Origin of the sequence: Thermodesulfobacterium geofontis OPF15 (genome assembly GCF_000215975.1) — a bacterium.
Taxonomy (GTDB): Bacteria; Desulfobacterota; Thermodesulfobacteria; order Thermodesulfobacteriales; family Thermodesulfobacteriaceae; genus Thermodesulfobacterium; species Thermodesulfobacterium geofontis.
In genome coordinates this window covers 639,557-655,255 of sequence record NC_015682.1, presented here as the reverse complement: position 1 = coordinate 655,255, position 15,699 = coordinate 639,557, and the positions used below count along the sequence as shown (strand labels likewise).

Here is a 15,699-nt window from a genome sequence, read left to right as displayed (position 1 = left end):
CCGCTTTTTATTTTGGAGTAAAATAAGTTTTGTGCTTAAAAAAAGATTTGCTCAACATTTACTTATTGGATCAGGAATTTTACAAAAAATAGTAGAGTTTGCTGAAATAAAACCTGAAGAAGTAGTAGTAGAAATCGGACCTGGAACAGGGAATTTAACTAAATATTTACTAAAAACCAATCTTAAAAAACTATATCTTATAGAAATTGATCCCGAAATGATAGAATATCTCAAAAAAATCATAAGGGATGAAAGGGTAGTTTTTATTAATGCTGATGCTACAAAATTTGATTTTTTCTCTTTAAAGGAAAATAATCTAAAATTAATAGGAAATCTACCTTATAATGTAGCTAGTCTAATTATAGAAAATACGGTTATACACAAAGATCTTATTCCTTATGCTTTTTATATGGTTCAGAAAGAAGTAGCTGAAAGATTAATAAATGAAAAATCGTGGCTTTCTATTTTTGTAAAAACCTTTTATGAAGTAGAATATCTTATGAGTATTCCAGCAAGATTTTTTATTCCGCCACCAAAGGTTGTTTCTGCTTTTATAAAATTAACACGAAAAAATCTTATAGATATATACGATCTTAAAGAGTACAAAAATTTTTTAACTAAAATATTTGCTCAAAAAAGAAAAATGTTAAAACATAAAATAAATGAAATTTATTTAAAAGAAGTGGGTATTTCTGGAGAAAAAAGGGTTGAAGAACTTGAACTTAAAGATTTTCTTTCTCTATATCTTTCCTTTCAGAAATTAAAGTAGAATTTGAGTTATCAGTAGATTCTTTATTATTCCTAATTTTTTTAATAGCTTCTAAATGTTCCTTATAGGTTTTTGAAAAATAGTGGCTCCCATCTCCTTTAGCTACAAAATAAAGATAAGGTACTTTAGCAGGAAATAACACCGCTTTTATACTTTCCTCACCTGGATTGCATATAGGGGTAGGAGGGAGTCCATCTTTTAAATAAGTATTGTACGGACTTTTTACTGAATAATAATCCTTATAAGTAAGTTTTCTAAAATCTTTTAAAGCATAATTTATTGTAGGATCAGCTTGAAGAGGCATCCCTTTTTTAAGTCTATTTAAATATACAGCAGCAATGATTGGTTTTTCTTCAGGATAATAGGCTTCTTTTTCAACTATAGAAGCTAAAATTATCACTTTTTTTAAAGATTTTTTTTGTTTTTCTGCAATCTCTTTAAATTTTCCCCAGTGTTTCCAAAAATTTTCAATCATAGTTCGAATAACAACTTGAGGAGGGGTATCTTTATGAAAAAAATATGTATCTGGATAGAGATAACCTTCTAAGGTAGGACCAGGAAGCTTAAAACTTTCAGCTACTGACGGATTTTCTGCAAGAGATAAAAATTCCTCTTTTTTACAGATTTTATTTTTTTCCAAAATATCTGCTATTTGCCATATTGTTGATCCTTCAGGAATTGTAATTTTATGAAGATAAATCTTTCCTTCTTTAAAAAAAGTAAGAACTTCTTCCACACTTTGAGAAGGGTAGAAGGCATATTCTCCTGCTTTAATTTTATTATAAGTGCCTGTTTTAAAAGCCTTTAAAATAAAAAACAATTCACTTTTAATAAGTCCTTTTTCTTTTAATTTTTTTGCAACTTTAAATATATTATCTCCTTTTTCAATCTCTACGATTATAGGCTCTTTTGATGATTTTATGGTTTTTTTATTAAATAAAGAATTACCTATCCAAGAAACTGCTAAAGTTAATACCAATATCCCTAAAAATAAAGGTATTATCAATTTTTTCTTTTTATACCTTGAGATCTTCATTTTTGATGTTATCTTTTAAATACTTCAAGGAGGTTAAATATGATTACAGAAGAAGCTTTAAAAGCTTTAGAAAAAGAAGCCATGGAAAACCCTCATTCAGTTTTTGCACAACATAAATTGGCTATAGCTTACTTCAATTTGGGAAAATTTCAAGAAGCAAAAGAAGCTTTTAAAAGGGTACTTAAATTAGATCCTTTCCATTTTGAGGCAATGATAAATTTAGGTATTTTATTAGCCCAAGAAGGTGAACTTGAAGAGGCAAAAAAAGCTTTCACTTTTACACTTAAATATTATCCTAACTCAGTTGAAGCATGGAATAATCTTGGATTAATTGAATTTGAGCTTGGAAATCTTGATGAAGCTGAAAAATGTTATAGAAAAGCTCTCGAGATAAATGAAACTTTTGCAGAATCTTGGATAAATCTTTCAACTATTTTAATTGAAAAGGGTTTATTTAAAGAAGCTATATCAGCTTTAGAAAAAGCTAAGACCTTTGCACCTGAAAATGCAGTTATTTATAACAATCTTGCTGTAGCTTATTATTATTTAAAAGATAAAGAATCTGCCCTAAAAAATTTAAACTTAGCTAAAGAAATGGGATATCCTGTAAATCCTGAACTTGAAAGGATGATAAATGAAACTTTATAGTCCACCTACTTGTCCCTTTTGTGGAAGAGTAATTGCTAAACCTACCTATTTATCCGTAGGCTTTTCTGATTTGGAAGCAGGAATTTGTGAATGTGGAAGTGTATATGTTTGTGATGTAACTGGATTTAATCGAGGAACTGCCTTTGTTGAGGCACTTCTTATTGCCTGTGCTGGAGATTGGGATTTAGCTTGGAATTTAGAATATAATGAGGATTATAAAGAAATCTGGATTGAAAATTACGATTTACCCTCCCATTCAATAATGCCTCCTTCAGAAAAAAGAAGAGGAGTGCTTTGCTTTTTAAAACTTGTTGATGAAATAAGATCCGCAAAAGAGCTTAAGTTAAAAAAATTATTGGAAAGATCTAATCAAGAAAAAGAAATACCAAAAGTTGAAAAAAGAAAATTAAATAAAAATGAAATGAAAGATTTGATAGAAAATGGGAAAATCTCTTTACTCATAGCTTATCATGTTGCTGAACCTCTTAATTTAAATATTTTACAAAAATTGCTTTACCACCCTGAAATTACCTTTAGAAAAAAAGTTGTTGTAGCTCTTGGAGAAGTAGCCAAAGTTCTTGTTAACATTTATCCAGAAAAGGTGCTTGACCTTTTAAAAAGATTAATATACGCCTCTGCAGATTCAGCAGCCTCTGCATGGGGAGCTTTAGAAGCAGTAGGTGAAATAATAAGAAATACTGAGGATAGATTTTCTATTTTTATAAAAAATCTTTTAGCTTTTATGAATTATCCTGAATATCGTCCTTATGTACTTTACGCACTTTATAGAGTTGCAGAAAAAAATCCACAAGTATTAAAACAGCATAGTTACTTAAAACTTTTAAATTACCTTGAAGGTAGCCCACCTGAAATACAAGGACTTATCCTTAAGATCTTTGAAAAACTAAATTCTAAAGAAATTCTTTCTTATTTAAACACCCTTGATTTAGAAAAAGATTTTGAATTTTTTAATTATGAAACCTTTTCTTTTGAAAGGGTTTTTTTAAAAGATTTGATAGAAAACATTAAAAAGGAAGGCTAAAATGGACAAAACAATCCTTGAAAAAGAATTTTTTTTTAATTTTGCAAGTATTCCAGAAAGTCTAAAATCTGCCTATGAAATTTGTGCAAAAGCTTATCAAAACTGGAAAAATGGACGTATTCTTGATACTATCTCTCTTTTAGAATCCGCTTTAGAAATATTTCAAGAAAATAATGCTTATAAAGAAATGGCTAATATTTTAGATTTTTTAGGTGATCTTTATAGTATGAGGGGAAATTTAGAAAAGGCTTTAAAATCCTACAAAGCTTGTTTAGATATTTGTGAAAATTTTGAAGATGAAATAAGTACTGCTATCATAGCAGAAAAAATAATCAAAATTTATAGAGAAAAAAGAGATTATGAAAAAATGCTTCCCTATTTATATAGAAATTTGGAAATTGCTGAAAAATATAGAGACGCTCATAGAGCTGCAAGAACAATGGTAGGAATTGGGGATGTATACCGTCATAAAAATGATTATAAAACTGCTAAAGAAGCCTATGAAATAGCTTTAAAAATTTATAAAGGATTAGGAGCAAGAGAACTTGCTGAAATTGTAGAAAAAGCTCTTGAAGAAATAAGTAAAGAAACTTAAAAATTTACTTCTCATATCCTGGAAGTTCTAAATGAGTACAGGTTCCAGTTGGACATGAGTAAGTTTCTGAAACCCTTGGCTTGTCTGAAGAACTTCCAGAATCACTTATTATAGAATTAACTACACTCATAAGTCTCTTAATATTTTTACTTTCACAAGATTTACATTTAACTTCAGAAAGTTCCTCTTTATTTTTTAAAAATACCTCAAATTCAGCTCCACAATCTTGACATTTAAATTCATATATAGGCATTTTAAGAAACCTTTAGAAAAATATTTTAAATTATTTTAACATAAATCCTTTAAAACTCAATAAAATTTTTCAAACTTTAAAATTTAACCAAAAATTTTTAAATAAAGCATCAAAATAAACCCGGTTATAAAAGTAATTATTAAAATAGGTATTAAAACAATTTTTATAAATTTACCTTCTTCTTTTCCGCTCACTCCTATAGTTGCAGCTGCGTTAGTAATTTTTGATGGAGTAATAGCTGAGGCAATACCTCCACCAACAGCATGGGCCGCAAAAATCCACATAAATGCAGGTGCTCCTAAGGTAAAAAGGGTTGTTTCCCACTGAATTTTAGCAAAAAGAACATTTGATGCGGTCTCACTTCCTCCAACAAAAGCCCCTATTAAACCAATAAAAGGAACTACAAGAGGATAGGCTTGCCCAAAAAGATTAGCCAAAGTAAAGGCTATTATAATGTTCATGTTATATTCTTTAAAATAAGGACCTGGGACAAGTTTTCCATCTATTACCTCCATTCCTGACCAAGCCATTATAAAAGCTACAGCAAAAAACAGAGAATGAGCTATAAAAGGACCCCCTATACGGGTACTCCAAATTTTTAAAACCCTTTTCATAGTATCTAAGGAAGGTTTTAAGATAAAGATTGAAATGATTGATACTACTAAAATCCAAAACCAAACATTTGCCATGATATTTAAGTCTTCTTTTTTATCTGCAAAAACTCTTATAATCTCGTAGGAACCTAAAATGTTTGAAAGAAAATTTTTAACACTTGGAATATTTACCACTGTGGAAAAAAGAATTAACAGAAAAAAGGGAAGGAAAGCTTTAAAAATTTCTTTGTTAATTTTTACTTTATTGATATAGTTATTTTTACTGCGATAATATACATTAACAAAAAGCATAGTAAGAAATCCAGAAAAAATACCAATTACCTCTACAGGTAAAATCCTTAACCAAGCCATAGTTAAAGCTGATAATGATAAAACAAGTCCTGAACCAAGAGCAGGTTTCCAGTGTTTAACAATTGCTTCTTTCCCACCGACAACCCATAACATTATAAATGCAAAAGAAATCGAGAGAGGGGGCAAAAAGGTTGTAATTTTAAAAGTAAAGTCCCAAATAAATTCTTGAAGATTTTCAATTCCTGCAGGCTGGATATGGAATACCTTAAAAGCAACCTCAGCAGGTACAGTAATAGGAATAGAAAATAAAGCAAAAGAGGTGAGAGGATCATAACAAAGAATACTTATAGCAATAGCAGAAATAGAAGAAAAACCAAGCATTCTGAAAATAGGAGGGAACATAGCAGGAGTAACCATGCCAAGAGAGGTGGAAAGAGAACCAAATCCCATTCCTAAAAATAAAGTTTGTTCCTCTTTATCTTTGGCAATCCCCTTAATGTATTCAATAATTTTACCTAAAGCTCCTGTTTCTTTCATAAGAAAGATTAAAAACATAGTAAAAGTAATTGCAAGAGTTATCCCAAGAGCTTTAATTATACCTATTAAACTTGCTCCTAACGCTACTTCCCAAGGAGTATGAAAATAATAAACTGCTAAAATTAATGCAAGTATCCAACCAACTACAGAAACAAAAGCTCCTGAACGATAAAAAAATATCATTCCTATGATACTAAGTAATATAGGAAGCATGGCCAAGAAAAAATCCATAATTCACCTCCTACAACTTTATGTTAAATTTTTTACATCAATGAAAAGAGATTATAAGAAAATCCCATTTATTTGCAAGAATTTTAAAAAATTTTTTGATTATAAAATTATATTGACGTAACAAATTATTATGCTATATAAATTTGTTCAATTATTTTTAAAAACTTTTAAAATTATGGAGAACCAAGTTACCAATTTAATACTTGTAGGAACAGGTGGACAAGGAATTGTTCTTGCAAGTAGAATAATAGCTTGGTGTGCTTTTAAAAGTGGTTTTGATGTTAAAGAGAGTGAGATACACGGAATGGCTCAAAGAGGGGGGTCTGTAATCGGGCAGGTACGTTTTGGAAAAAAGGTTTTTTCTCCCTCTATCCCGACAGGAGAGGCTCACATTATGCTTGCCCTTGAAGAAATAGAGGCTTTAAGATATTCCCATTTTTTAAAAGATGAAGGATTGATTATATTAAATCTTAAACAAATTCCTCCACCTTCCCTTGACCCTTCTTTTTACCCTAAAAATGTTTCAGAACTATTAAGAATGAAGGGATATAAAATATTGGAAATAAAAGCTGAAGATTTAGCTAAAAATCTGGGGAGTACTAAGATCGAAAATACTATACTTCTTGGAGTATTATCTCTATTTTTACCCTTTTCGGTTGAAACTTGGAAAGAGGTATTAACTAATTTTGTTCCCCAAAAATTCGTTGATCTTAATCTTAAAGCCTTTGAGGAGGGAAGAAATTTTGCAAAAAAGATATTACAATCCAGAAATTGAATTATTATCACATGAAGAACTAAAAAATTTACAGCTTAAAAAATTAAAAAGAATTGTTAAAAAGGTTTATAATCGAGTACCTTATTATAGAAATAAGTTTAAAGAAGTAGGTGTAAAACCTGAAAATCTAAAAAGTCTTGAAGATTTTAAAAATTTTCCGTTTACTACCAAAGAAGACCTTTTTGTAGATTATCCTTTTGGTTTACTTGCAGAACCCTTAGAAAAAATAATCCGTTTACATACCTCAAGTGGAACAACTGGCAAACCTAAAGCTATCTTTTTTAGTAAAAAAGACATATGGTCTCAAGCAAAACTGATAGCAAGAGCTCTTTTTATGAGTGGAGCAAGCTCTCAAGATATATTACAAAATTCTATGACTTATGGACTTTTTACTGGTGCTCTGGTAATGCATTATGGAGCTGAACTTCTCGGAATGCTTGTTATACCAGCTGGACCTGGAAATACAGAAAGGCAAATAGAACTTATGAAAACTTTTGGAACAACTTGTATTCATATGACCCCTAGCTATGCGCTTTATATAGCTACCATAATTCAAGAAAAGGGACTAAAACCAGGAAAAGATATAAAATTAAAAAGGGCTTATCTTGGAGCTGAACCTTATAGTGAAGAAACTCGTAAGAAAATTGAAGAGATGTTAAAAATTGACGTTTTTAATTGCTATGGTCTTTCAGAAATGGGCGGACCTGGAGTTGGTTTTGAATGCCCTGTAAAAAGGGGGCTTCATATTTGGGAAGATGCCTTTTATGTAGAAATAGTTGATCCAGAAACTGGTGAACCTGTTAAAGAAGGAGAAATAGGAGAATTAGTTCTTACTACTCTTGATAGAACTGCTATGCCAATTATTAGATATCGTACAAGAGATTTAACAAGGCTTATTTCAGAACCTTGCCCTTGTGGTAGAACCCATGTACGTATTGAACGTCCTTTAGGTAGAGCTGACGATATGTTTATTGTAAGAGGTGTAAATATTTTTCCTCAACAAATTGAAAGTGTTCTTATGGGTATTAAGGGAGTTGCGCAAAATTATCAAATAATATTAGAAGGTTATGATGAAATGATTATTAAAGTTGAAATAGATAGGGACTTTTTTGACGGAAGAATTGAAAGACTTCTCAAATTAAAAGAGGATATAACAGAAAAATTAAGACAAGCTATCCAGGTACGTCCTAAAGTAGAACTTGTAGAACCTGGCACCCTTCCCATAAGTGAAGGAAAAGCAAAAAGAGTTATTGACAAAAGAATCCTTTAAAAGGAGGATTTATTTATGGATCATTATGTGGATATCATAAGTATTTTTGCTGAAAATAAACCCGGCAAACTTGAAAAAATAACAGAAGTTTTAGCAAAAGAAAACATTAATATCCTTGGGTTTTCTATAGTAAGTGTAAAAGATTTTGGTGTAATAAAATTTCTTGTAGATATGCCAGAAAAAGCTTATAAAAAATTTAAAGAAGCAGGATTTACAGTAGCAAAAATCCCTGCTATAGGAATTGAACTGGAAGATAGACCAGGAGGACTTTATGAGATATTAAAATTAATAAGTTCTAAAAATATAAATGTAGAAAATGCTTTAGTTTATGTAGCTGAAACAAGAAAGAAAGCTTATTTTGTCTTTGAAGTAGAGGATTTAGAAAAAACATGGGAAAAATTAAAAGATGAAAAGGTAAAATTTTTAAAATCATCTGATTTTATTAAAAATGAATTTTAAAAAGGCAGCAGGGGGATTATAAATGTTTTGGAATAAAGAAATAGAAACATTACCCAGAGAAAAACTAAGAGAACTTCAACTTAAAAGAATAAAAGAGGTGGTTAAGTATGCCTATGAACATATACCTTATTATCAAAAAAAATTTAAAGAAGCAGGTCTTAAACCAGAAGATATAAGAACTTTGGAAGATATAAAGTATATTCCTTTTACAAGTAAAGCTGATTTGAGAGAGGTTTATCCTTTTGGAATGTTCGCAGTGCCTTTATCTGAAATAGTTGAAATACATTCTTCAAGTGGAACAACTGGTAAACCTGTAGTTATAGGATACACTAAAGAAGACATAGAAGTATGGAAAGAAGTTATGGCAAGATCTCTTACAATGATAGGAGTTACTAAAAAAGATATAATCCAAATTGCTTATGGATATGGATTATTTACTGGTGGACTTGGTTTCCATTATGGAGCTTTAGCTATTGGTGCGACTATTGTTCCTACATCTGCTGGAAATACACGTAGACAAATTGAACTTATGCGTGATTTTGGAACAACTGTTCTTGCTTGTACACCTTCCTATGCTTTATATTTAGCCGAATATGCTAAAGATGAATTAGGAATAGATCCACAAAGTTTAAAACTTAGAGTTGGAAGTTTTGGTGCAGAGATGTGGACTGAACAAATGAGAAAAGAGATAGAAAAAAGGTTCGGTATTAAAGCCTATAATGTATACGGTCTAACAGAAATAATTGGCCCTGGAGTTGCTCATGAATGTCCAGCTCAAGAAGGACTTCATATATGGGAAGATCATTTTTATCCTGAAATAATTGATCCAGAAACTGGAGAAATATTACCTGAAGGAAAAAGAGGAGAACTTGTTCTCACTACCCTAACTAAAAAAGGAGTTCCTATGTTAAGATTTAGAACAAGAGATATTACTGCTTTTATTCCCGGAATCTGTTCTTGCGGAAGAACCTCAATAAGAATTGAAAGAATAAGAGGAAGAACTGATGATATGATTAAAGTAAGAGGAGTAATGTTATTTCCTTATCAAATTGAAAAAGCTATACTTGAGGTGCAAGGAGTAGAACCACATTATCAAATTATTCTAACCAGACCGCAATATCTTGATGAAATAGAAGTCCAAGTAGAGATGTCTAAAGAAATTTTTTCAGATGAGGTGAGAAAAATTGAAGAGTTAAGAAGAAAACTTGAAAAAAGAATTGAAGAAACAGTAGGAATAAGAGTAAAAGTAACTTTAGTAGAACCTAAAAGTTTGCCAAGAAGCGAAGGAAAAGCAAAAAGAGTTATTGATAAAAGAGGATTAACTTAAAAAGGAGGATGCAAAATTATGAAAATTAAACAAATTTCTGTGTTTTTAGAAAATAAAAAGGGAAGACTTTACGAGGCTTTAGATACATTAGCAAAAGCAGATGTAAATATTAGAGCTCTCTCCATTGCAGATACCTCTGAATTTGGTATCTTGCGAATGATTGTAAATGATCCTGAAAAAGCTAAAAAAGCTCTGGAGGATGCAGGCTTTACAACTAAAATAACTAATGTTCTCGCAGTAGGAGTTAAAGATAAACCTGGAGGACTTGCTGAGGTTTTAAAAATACTTTATGAAGGTGATATTAATGTGGAATATGTGTATGCTTTTGTTGAAAAAAAGGGAGAAGAAGCTTTAGTAGTTTTAAGAACAAACAATCTTGATAAAACCATAGATCTTCTCCAAAAAAAAGGCGTAAAACTTTTAGATAGCAAAACTGTAGAATCTTTATAAAATTAAACCTCTTTAAATTTTTTAGCTACAAATATACAAGGTCTCTTTGAAATTACTACATGAACTCCTGGTGTATCAAGACCTCTTTTTAAAGCAGAAATCATCTCTTCTTTTTTAAAAGGATCTATTTCACATACAGAATCAACTCCACAGGCTTTACAAATTTCAACTAAATCTAATTTTTTAGTCTTTTCACTTTTTGCTGTTAAACCCAGATGGGGAGTAGGTTGGTGTCCTGTCATTGCTACTACAGAATTATCAAGGATACAAACGAGAATATTAGCTTTATTATAAACTGCATTAATTAAAGCTGGAATTCCTGAGTGCCAAAAAGTTGAATCACCAATTACAGCAGCTACCCTTTTTATTCCTTGCTTTGCAATACCTACAGCTTTACTTATACTGGCTCCCATACAAAGACAAGTATCAAGTGCTGAAAGAGGAGGTAAACAACCAAGGGTATAACATCCGATATCCCCTGTGACAAAATTAGGTCTTGCTTCTAAAAGTGCTTTATAAAATTCTCTATGGGGACACCCAGGACATAAAAATGGAGGTCTTTTCGGGATAGAAGCAATAGGATCTTTTCTTTTTTTCCCAAAAAGTTCTAAAATAGGATCTATCCCAAGCTCCCCTTCTGAAGGAAGATCCCCTGAAAGTTTCCCTTTTACTTTAGGATGAAAACACCTGATTATTTTTTCTAAAAAGGGATATCCTTCCTCTAAAACAATTACTTCATCAACTTTACTCAAAAATTCTTTAAGAAGTCCCTCTTCTACAGGATAAGCAGTAATTTTTAAAATAGGAATATTTTTTTTCAACTCTAAAGCATAGGTAAAGGTGAGTCCACAAGCAATAATTCCTATTTTTTCATTTCCAGGGATTATTTCATTAAATTTATATTTTTCAAGAATTTTTAATATTTTTGATTGTTTTGCATTTAATTCTTTATGAAGAGGAATTACATGAGCAGGAATAGCAATCAAATGCTGAGGATCTTTAAATAAATTTATACTTTTTTGAGATTTAATATTTTCTAAAGTTACAGGACTATAGCAATGAAGAAGCCTGGTTTGACTTCTTATCATTACAGGTAATCCAAGCTCTTCTGAAATATCAAAGGCTAATTTTGTATAAGATTTAGCTGTTTCTCCATCAAAAGGCTCAAGACAGGGAATTTTAGCAAAATAAGCATAAAATCGAGAATCTTGTTCATTCTGAGATGAATAAGATCCAGGGTCATCTCCTACTGCAATTACTAATCCCCCTCTTATTCCAAGATAACTTAAAGTTATAAAAGGATCTGCAGCTACATTAAGCCCTACGTGTTTCATAGAACATAAAACTCTTCTTCCTGTCAAGCTAACTCCATAAGCTACTTCAAGAGCTACTTTTTCATTTATAGACCATTCACAGGGAATATCAGTATTTAGGGCTATATATTCTAAAATTTGAGTTGCTGGTGTACCTGGATAAGAGGTAGCATAAGAGATTCCTGCCTCTATTGCTCCTCTTGCTATAGCCTCTGCCCCAAGCATAAGAACTTTTTCCATACTTTACACCCTTTAAAAAATGAATTTTTTGAAGTTTTTAATTTTAACACATATTTATAATTGGAGTAAAGAGGGTAAGAATTAAAATTTTTTAAAAAGATAAAATTTGAAAAGATGAAAGATAATTTTTAATTTGATTTTAAATTAAGAATGCCCGGGGCCGGACTCGAACCGGCACGGAGGTTTTACCTCCAGTGGATTTTAAGTCCACAGCGTCTACCTAATTCCGCCACCCGGGCAAAAATTATAATTTAACCCGTTCATTAATATAACACAGCTAATCACATTATCAATATCTTTATCTTATTCCTTTGCTATCTTTAATATGCCTTTTAAAAATAGGTCAATATAGGCATTTATTACCTCTTCTGGATCCTCCTTTTTGAGATTTAAGCATTCCCTTATTTCTTTTCCATAAAAATAAGAAAAAAACATCCCTAAAAATGCTCTTGCTGCAAAAACAGTATTAATTTCACGTAAAATCTTATTCTCTTGTAAATTTTTAAAATAATCAGAAAGTACTGTTATAGTTTTTTCTATTATATTTTCATGTATTTTTTTAATCTCTTCTGGATATCTATGCATCTCGGAATGCATTATCTTTATAAGATCCTTTTTAGTTTCTAATACTTTTAAAAATTCTTTAGCAATAATCTTAAGTGCCTTTTCACAGGGCTCATTTTTAACTTTTTCAAGAGTCTCTCTTAAAGTGGGCAAAAAAGAATAGGTATTAATTACTTCCTCAAACAAAGCAGATTTTGAAGGGAAATATCTAAATAAAGTTACTTCTGCTATTCCAGCGGACTTAGCAATCTCTTTAGTTGTTGCACCTAAATAACCTTTTTGAGAAAAAAGTTTTAAAGCAGTATTTAAAATTTTTTCTTTAGTTCTATCTGCCATTGTTTGTAAGTACTTACTTAATTGTAAATTATTTCATAATTTTTTCTTTTCGTCAAGTGTATGCTTATCAGTTTCTCTTTTTCTTGGTATAATTTTTATTATATTATATTATATTAAAGTAAAGGGGGTTAAAAATATGAAAACTTGGCTTGTATATGTTTTTGGTCGTTGGATTTTTCTTTCAGGCATTGCTGGAGCTTTGTTACAGTTTTTATTAAGTGATTACTTAAGAATCCATACTATCCCAGCCTTTTTACTTAATCAGTTTATTCTTGCCAATGTTTTTTGGTTTGTAGATAAAGCTATATTTAAATCCCATTTTAAAATACCAGCATTTTATCCACTTTGGCAAATTAAAGAAAATGTCGTATGTGCTGACTGTGGTGAAATATGCGAGGGATATAGACTGGTAAAAACAAAAAATTATGACAAATTAAGCGACCCTCAACCAGAATTTAGATGTAAAACCTGTAGAGAAAGAAAGTTACAAGAGCTAAGAGAAAGAGGAGTAGAAGTTTAAAATATTCTTAACTGAGAACTTATCTCTAATTTTTCTTGACTTTTCTTTTTTTACTTGTAGAATAAATTAGTATATTTTTATAAACTTTCTTATTATGAATTTAACAGGGAAAAAAGAATATTTCGAAAAAATATATGCTCCTGTTGGAACCCTCTTATATAAACTTCATTTTCCTGCTAATTTAATTACCTTTTTATCTCTTTTAATAGGAACTGCTTCGGCTTTAGCTTATTATAATGGAAATTTAATTGTTGCTATGTCCCTTTTAGCAACCTCAGGAATTTTTGATTTATCTGATGGAATTGTAGCAAGACTTTCTGGTAAACCTACTAAATTTGGAGCAGTTTTTGATTGGATTGCTGATAAATGGGTAGATGGTTTAGTTCTTGGAGTTGTAGGATACTTTTATGCTGATCCCTTTTGGTCAATTTTAGCAATCACTGCAACTATGCTTCATTCTTTTATAAAACCAGTAGTTTACGCTGAAATAGGATATGAAGTAAAAATAAAAGGAAAAATAAAAGATCCCTTAGAAAATGTGGGATTTTTTGGAAGACCTGAAACTCATATTTTTCTTATTATCTTTACTATTTTAGAAAAATTAAATGCACCTATAGGTTTAAGTTATGGAATAAAAATAATAACTCTTCTTACTCTATTTTCTCTTTTACATAGATTAGTTTATCTTTATAAAAATTTTGGGGAGATTTCTGATGAATAGACCTTATATTATTATAGTTTCTGAAGTAACTATTGATGGAAAACTTACTCTTTATAGAGGAGCATCAAGTAAAGAATTAATGAGTCTTATGACAGAAGAAGTTTATAAATATCTTCATAGTATAAGAGCTCAAGTAGATGCAATAATGGTTGGTTGTGAAACAGTAAGAACTGATGACCCAAGTCTTACTGTAAGATATGTAGAAGGAAAAAATCCTATAAGAGTAATTCCCTGTTCCACTGCTAATGTTCCTTTAAATGCAAATATATTTTCAAAGGATGCTCCTACTATTATTGTTACTACAAAAAGGGCTCCTCAAGAAAGAATTGAAAAAATAAAAGCACTTGGAGCTGAAGTAATTTTAGCAGGAGAAGATTTAGTTGATTTTGATTTACTTCTTCCTATGCTTTATGAAAGAGGCATTAGAAAATTTATGGTAGAAGGTGGTTCTTCAATAAATTGGGAATTAGCAAGAAAGGGCTTTATTGATGAAATAAGGATAATTCATCTCCCTGTTTTGGTAGGCGGAGAAAATGTTCCTACTTTAATCGGAGGAGAAGGTTTCAAAAGTCTTAAAAAAGTTCTAAGACTTAAAATAGTAAATTATTTCACTATAGATAATTTTTTAATCACTGAATGGAAGGTTCAAAAATAAAATTTATATTGAAAGGGTAATACTTGACATACTAAAAATCTTGAAATATTTTCAACAACCCAATCTATCACTCTTTCCATAGCCTCTTTAGTATAATAAGCAATGTGAGGAGTAAAAATTATATTAGAATAATTTAATAAACTTAAAGTTTTTAGAGCCCTTTCATATTCCTCTGCAGTAAATGCTCCATTAATTAAATTATTTTGAAACTCCATAAGAACCCTTTCACCTTCAAAGACATCCATCGCTATTCCGCCTTGAAGTTTGTTATTTTTTAAAGCCCATATTAAAGCTTCAATATCAACTATAGGTCCACGGGCAGTATTAATAAAAATAGCATCCTCCTTAACAAGTTTGATGTTTTCTCTATTAATAAGATGATGAGTCTGAGAATAATATGGAACCATAACTATAATAATGTCAGACTCTTTTAGTAAAGTTTCTAAATCTACATATTTAACTTTATATTTCTCCACAAGTTCATTATTAGGAGAAACATCTGTAGCTAAAATTTTCATACCAATTCCATAAACAATTCTTGCGATTTCACTCCCTATTCTTCCTGTTCCAATAATTCCTACGGTTTTGCCAAAAAGATCTATACCCATTAGTTCATCTCTTGAAAAATCTAACTTTTTATTCTTATCTATAGCAATTTTTAATTTCCTTGCTAAAGCAAACATTAAAGCAACTGTATGTTCTGCTACCGTGGTAGAAGCATAAACTGGGCAATTAGCTACTAAAATTCCTTTTTTCTCACAACTTAAAACATCTATATGATCTGTTCCGGTGGTCCGGGTAATTAAAAGTTTTGTATCTACCAAATTTTCTACTACTGTTGAATTAATTTTTGATTCAGCATGAATTATTATTATATTTAAATCCCTAAACCTTTTAACATTATTTTCATTTAAAGTTTCTTCATAAAAATAAATTTCTGTATCTTCAATTTTTTCTTTTAAAGTTTCTTTAAATTTTTTAAGATAAAGGTTCTTTTCCCAATCTTTTTCTATTTCAAAAAATCCTATTTTCCAAATCATTTCAAACCTCCAT

The 15,699-nt window shown here is 30.3% G+C and carries 18 protein-coding genes and 1 tRNA gene; 12 read left to right on the top strand and 7 right to left on the bottom strand.

Going from position 1 to position 15,699, the window contains the following annotated elements; all coding sequences use genetic code 11:
- Nucleotides 1–31: 31 nt before the first annotated feature.
- Nucleotides 32–769 carry a 16S rRNA (adenine(1518)-N(6)/adenine(1519)-N(6))-dimethyltransferase RsmA gene (rsmA, locus tag TOPB45_RS03420; protein WP_013909457.1) on the top strand — a complete coding sequence of 246 codons (738 nt, stop codon included), beginning with the start codon at nt 32–34 and terminating at the stop codon, nt 767–769.
- On the opposite strand, the gene mltG is transcribed toward rsmA, so the two are convergent.
- Nucleotides 723–1,805, bottom strand: a complete 1,083-nt coding sequence (gene mltG / locus TOPB45_RS03415; RefSeq protein ID WP_013909456.1) for an endolytic transglycosylase MltG — start codon at nt 1,803–1,805, stop codon at nt 723–725. The two genes, rsmA and mltG, sit on opposite strands and share 47 nt — an antisense overlap.
- 39 nt (nt 1,806–1,844) lie before the next feature.
- Here mltG and TOPB45_RS03410 point away from each other — a divergent pair, with 39 nt between their 5' ends.
- Genes TOPB45_RS03410 through TOPB45_RS03400 form a run of 3 tightly spaced genes read left to right on the top strand, consistent with a single transcriptional unit; the run spans nt 1,845 to nt 4,090 of the window.
- Nucleotides 1,845–2,453: a tetratricopeptide repeat protein gene (locus TOPB45_RS03410; RefSeq protein ID WP_013909455.1), complete on the top strand. Its 609-nt coding sequence runs from the start codon at nt 1,845–1,847 to the stop codon at nt 2,451–2,453.
- Complete coding sequence (locus TOPB45_RS03405; protein ID WP_013909454.1) at nt 2,440–3,495, top strand: DVU0298 family protein; 1,056 nt, start codon at nt 2,440–2,442, stop codon at nt 3,493–3,495. The genes TOPB45_RS03410 and TOPB45_RS03405 overlap by 14 nt, the downstream gene beginning before the upstream one ends.
- A gap of 1 nt (nt 3,496) precedes the next feature.
- Nucleotides 3,497–4,090: a tetratricopeptide repeat protein gene (locus TOPB45_RS03400; protein ID WP_013909453.1), complete on the top strand. Its 594-nt coding sequence runs from the start codon at nt 3,497–3,499 to the stop codon at nt 4,088–4,090.
- Nucleotides 4,091–4,094: 4 nt separating this feature from the next.
- Here TOPB45_RS03400 and TOPB45_RS03395 read toward each other — a convergent pair whose 3' ends face one another.
- Both TOPB45_RS03395 and TOPB45_RS03390 read right to left on the bottom strand, forming a co-directional pair.
- Nucleotides 4,095–4,343, bottom strand: a complete 249-nt coding sequence (locus TOPB45_RS03395; RefSeq protein ID WP_013909452.1) for an FmdB family zinc ribbon protein — start codon at nt 4,341–4,343, stop codon at nt 4,095–4,097.
- Between the two features lie 83 nt (nt 4,344–4,426).
- Nucleotides 4,427–6,016, bottom strand: coding sequence for an L-lactate permease (locus TOPB45_RS03390; RefSeq protein WP_013909451.1), 1,590 nt, complete (start codon nt 6,014–6,016; stop codon nt 4,427–4,429).
- Between the two features lie 175 nt (nt 6,017–6,191).
- Between TOPB45_RS03390 and TOPB45_RS03385 the strand changes: the two genes are divergently transcribed.
- Genes TOPB45_RS03385 through TOPB45_RS03365 form a run of 5 tightly spaced genes read left to right on the top strand, consistent with a single transcriptional unit; the run spans nt 6,192 to nt 10,297 of the window.
- On the top strand, nt 6,192–6,791 hold the full coding sequence (locus tag TOPB45_RS03385) for an indolepyruvate oxidoreductase subunit beta (protein WP_041430544.1): 600 nt from the start codon (nt 6,192–6,194) through the stop codon (nt 6,789–6,791).
- Nucleotides 6,760–8,061, top strand: a complete 1,302-nt coding sequence (locus TOPB45_RS03380; RefSeq protein ID WP_013909449.1) for a phenylacetate--CoA ligase family protein — start codon at nt 6,760–6,762, stop codon at nt 8,059–8,061. Before TOPB45_RS03385 ends, TOPB45_RS03380 begins: the two co-directional genes overlap by 32 nt.
- Nucleotides 8,062–8,076: 15 nt before the next feature.
- The gene (locus TOPB45_RS03375; protein ID WP_013909448.1) at nt 8,077–8,520 is read left to right on the top strand and encodes an ACT domain-containing protein; all 444 of its coding nucleotides are present in this window, start codon (nt 8,077–8,079) and stop codon (nt 8,518–8,520) included.
- A 22-nt stretch (nt 8,521–8,542) separates the two neighbouring features.
- A complete protein-coding gene (locus tag TOPB45_RS03370; protein ID WP_013909447.1) occupies nt 8,543–9,847 on the top strand; it encodes a phenylacetate--CoA ligase family protein in 1,305 nt (434 codons plus the stop codon).
- A gap of 18 nt (nt 9,848–9,865) precedes the next feature.
- Nucleotides 9,866–10,297 (top strand): ACT domain-containing protein, encoded by a 432-nt coding sequence (locus tag TOPB45_RS03365; protein WP_013909446.1) that lies wholly within the window; start codon nt 9,866–9,868, stop codon nt 10,295–10,297.
- Nucleotides 10,298–10,299: 2 nt separating this feature from the next.
- Here the strand turns inward: TOPB45_RS03365 and TOPB45_RS03360 are convergent, their stop codons facing one another.
- From TOPB45_RS03360 to TOPB45_RS03350, 3 genes are all read right to left on the bottom strand, one after another.
- Nucleotides 10,300–11,850: a thiamine pyrophosphate-dependent enzyme gene (locus tag TOPB45_RS03360; protein WP_013909445.1), complete on the bottom strand. Its 1,551-nt coding sequence runs from the start codon at nt 11,848–11,850 to the stop codon at nt 10,300–10,302.
- Nucleotides 11,851–12,001: 151 nt separating this feature from the next.
- Nucleotides 12,002–12,089, bottom strand: a tRNA-Leu gene (locus TOPB45_RS03355).
- Between the two features lie 64 nt (nt 12,090–12,153).
- Entirely contained in the window at nt 12,154–12,750 is a 597-nt protein-coding gene (locus tag TOPB45_RS03350; protein ID WP_013909444.1) for a TetR/AcrR family transcriptional regulator, read from the bottom strand.
- Nucleotides 12,751–12,886: 136 nt separating this feature from the next.
- On the opposite strand from TOPB45_RS03350, the gene TOPB45_RS03345 reads away from it, so the two are divergent.
- From TOPB45_RS03345 to TOPB45_RS03335, 3 genes are all read left to right on the top strand, one after another.
- Nucleotides 12,887–13,270, top strand: a complete 384-nt coding sequence (locus TOPB45_RS03345) for a hypothetical protein (protein ID WP_013909443.1) — start codon at nt 12,887–12,889, stop codon at nt 13,268–13,270.
- 94 nt (nt 13,271–13,364) lie between these two features.
- Nucleotides 13,365–13,991 (top strand): CDP-alcohol phosphatidyltransferase family protein, encoded by a 627-nt coding sequence (locus tag TOPB45_RS03340; RefSeq protein ID WP_013909442.1) that lies wholly within the window; start codon nt 13,365–13,367, stop codon nt 13,989–13,991.
- Nucleotides 13,984–14,646, top strand: a complete 663-nt coding sequence (locus TOPB45_RS03335; RefSeq protein ID WP_013909441.1) for a 2,5-diamino-6-(ribosylamino)-4(3H)-pyrimidinone 5'-phosphate reductase — start codon at nt 13,984–13,986, stop codon at nt 14,644–14,646. Before TOPB45_RS03340 ends, TOPB45_RS03335 begins: the two co-directional genes overlap by 8 nt.
- On the opposite strand, the gene TOPB45_RS03330 is transcribed toward TOPB45_RS03335, so the two are convergent.
- On the bottom strand, nt 14,637–15,686 hold the full coding sequence (locus tag TOPB45_RS03330; protein WP_013909440.1) for an NAD(P)-dependent oxidoreductase: 1,050 nt from the start codon (nt 15,684–15,686) through the stop codon (nt 14,637–14,639). The two genes, TOPB45_RS03335 and TOPB45_RS03330, sit on opposite strands and share 10 nt — an antisense overlap.
- Nucleotides 15,687–15,699 lie beyond the last annotated feature (13 nt).

What these genes read in the sequence shown, in the direction of transcription:
- TOPB45_RS03410 (WP_013909455.1), top strand. Translation starts at nt 1,845, where the DNA reads ATGATTACAGAAGAAGCTTTAAAAGCTTTAGAAAAAGAAGCCATGGAA.
- TOPB45_RS03365 (WP_013909446.1), top strand. Translation starts at nt 9,866, where the DNA reads ATGAAAATTAAACAAATTTCTGTGTTTTTAGAAAATAAAAAGGGAAGA.
- TOPB45_RS03335 (WP_013909441.1), top strand. Translation starts at nt 13,984, where the DNA reads ATGAATAGACCTTATATTATTATAGTTTCTGAAGTAACTATTGATGGA.
- TOPB45_RS03400 (WP_013909453.1), top strand. Translation starts at nt 3,497, where the DNA reads ATGGACAAAACAATCCTTGAAAAAGAATTTTTTTTTAATTTTGCAAGT.
- TOPB45_RS03390 (WP_013909451.1), bottom strand. Translation starts at nt 6,016, where the DNA reads ATGGATTTTTTCTTGGCCATGCTTCCTATATTACTTAGTATCATAGGA.
- TOPB45_RS03340 (WP_013909442.1), top strand. Translation starts at nt 13,365, where the DNA reads ATGAATTTAACAGGGAAAAAAGAATATTTCGAAAAAATATATGCTCCT.
- TOPB45_RS03350 (WP_013909444.1), bottom strand. Translation starts at nt 12,750, where the DNA reads ATGGCAGATAGAACTAAAGAAAAAATTTTAAATACTGCTTTAAAACTT.
- TOPB45_RS03395 (WP_013909452.1), bottom strand. Translation starts at nt 4,343, where the DNA reads ATGCCTATATATGAATTTAAATGTCAAGATTGTGGAGCTGAATTTGAG.
- TOPB45_RS03330 (WP_013909440.1), bottom strand. Translation starts at nt 15,686, where the DNA reads ATGATTTGGAAAATAGGATTTTTTGAAATAGAAAAAGATTGGGAAAAG.
- mltG (WP_013909456.1), bottom strand. Translation starts at nt 1,805, where the DNA reads ATGAAGATCTCAAGGTATAAAAAGAAAAAATTGATAATACCTTTATTT.
- TOPB45_RS03360 (WP_013909445.1), bottom strand. Translation starts at nt 11,850, where the DNA reads ATGGAAAAAGTTCTTATGCTTGGGGCAGAGGCTATAGCAAGAGGAGCA.
- TOPB45_RS03345 (WP_013909443.1), top strand. Translation starts at nt 12,887, where the DNA reads ATGAAAACTTGGCTTGTATATGTTTTTGGTCGTTGGATTTTTCTTTCA.
- TOPB45_RS03375 (WP_013909448.1), top strand. Translation starts at nt 8,077, where the DNA reads ATGGATCATTATGTGGATATCATAAGTATTTTTGCTGAAAATAAACCC.
- TOPB45_RS03405 (WP_013909454.1), top strand. Translation starts at nt 2,440, where the DNA reads ATGAAACTTTATAGTCCACCTACTTGTCCCTTTTGTGGAAGAGTAATT.
- TOPB45_RS03370 (WP_013909447.1), top strand. Translation starts at nt 8,543, where the DNA reads ATGTTTTGGAATAAAGAAATAGAAACATTACCCAGAGAAAAACTAAGA.
- TOPB45_RS03385 (WP_041430544.1), top strand. Translation starts at nt 6,192, where the DNA reads ATGGAGAACCAAGTTACCAATTTAATACTTGTAGGAACAGGTGGACAA.